Raw genomic sequence first — 1,518 nt, forward strand, 5'->3', positions numbered from 1 at the left:
GCCTCTTCACCAGAATTTGTGGGCGAAATCCGGTTCCGGGAGTTCGCCAAGCTGGTGATATAAGCACACTTTTGCAATTTTGAGCGTCCGAAATCCGAACGATTTCCTGATAGTCAGATTTATTTTCCTGTTCAACCCTTCGACGATCCCACTGTTGAACTGCTTTTTTGCCCTGAAATAATTCAAGATCAAAGGACGATGAGCGGTCAGCATCCTTGCAAGGTCTTTCATCGGTTCGAGCCGGCTGAAAATTGCGGCATGGCACCACTGTTCAAGAAACTTTCCCGCCCATCCCGGCGAACGATACTCCCAAAGCTTTTGAAATTGTTCCCGCAACAGGTATGCTTTTACCGTCCGCAGATTCATCTTCAAGAGTTCATTGAGTTTGAAACCTTGCTTTTCTGTCAAGTTTTCCCGGCGTTTCAGAAAGCACCAACGAGTTTTGGACAGGAGCGGAGGTTGTTTTGCTTGACGCAAACGTTTTGCCTCTTCTGACCGAACTTTATCAAGAGCCTTTCCGAATTTTTGCATGATATGAAAGCGGTCAAGCACGTTTATCGCCTGTGGCAAATGTTTGGCTATGATCTTCAAATACGGTTTCCACATATCAGAACAGATGACCCTGATTTGAGCAGAAAAATCAGCTTTCAGCTTCGTCATGTCGGCAAAAAATGAGCTCATGGTTTCTTGCGTGCGTTTTTCTCCAACCCAAAGCAGACGACGTGCGCCGGGATTAATCTGGTAAACCAGCGTCAGATATTTGTGTCCTTTATGCCATGCGATTTCATCAACGCCCAGTGCGGTTACGGAGTCTAAATTTCGATGCGTCAGTCCATAATTCACCACCGATTCGACTGCGGAACAGACTGTCTGCCAAGAGGTATGGAAATGCGCCGCTACGCTTTTCCAAGAAAGTTCTTTTGCCCAAGACGCAAGAAACGCCGCATAATGATTGGTGAAATGGTTTTTCCCATCGCACCATGGAACCGCTTCAACCACAACACGCTTACATTGAGGACAACTGACCCGACGCATCGCATAGCGGAAGAAAACACGCAGTCCCCACATCGGGACGAACTCAAACAAACGTTCCGGCAATGTATCATAGCCGGGAGATGCTGTTCCGCAGATACTGCAAACAGGTTTGCTATTGGTTCGAGCCTTTATTTCCACGATAATGGAATCTTTCTTTTCGTTAAATTCCGATTTCCCGATACAAAAGCATTTGAATTTCAGACCGTAGTTGAGTATAGTTTTCAGGCGCATGGTTCCTCGTAATAGATTGTGTGGTAACAAAATATTACGCCATGCGCTATTTTTATTCAATGGTTCGGATGAAAAAAGTCATTTTTCCTTCCGAACCGGCAAAAGCCGTATTCACATCAGGTTCTGGCGGCTGTCAAACGGCAAACGGAATAAAAGCGACCAACGGGAGCGGTTATGCCGGATTGCCGCTTGACTGACGACGGGTTCTGATGTATCTCACGCTGATTTACCCACAAATTCCCGTGAAGACCC

At 46.4% G+C, this 1,518-nt stretch carries 1 protein-coding gene; it reads right to left on the reverse strand.

What is annotated here, in order from left to right:
• Positions 1-6: 6 nt before the first annotated feature.
• Positions 7-1,266, reverse strand: coding sequence for an ISL3 family transposase (locus FYJ85_RS22835; protein ID WP_154420988.1), 1,260 nt, complete (start codon positions 1,264-1,266; stop codon positions 7-9).
• Positions 1,267-1,518 lie beyond the last annotated feature (252 nt).

This window comes from Victivallis lenta, assembly GCF_009695545.1.
Lineage (GTDB): Bacteria > Verrucomicrobiota > Lentisphaeria > Victivallales > Victivallaceae > Victivallis > Victivallis lenta.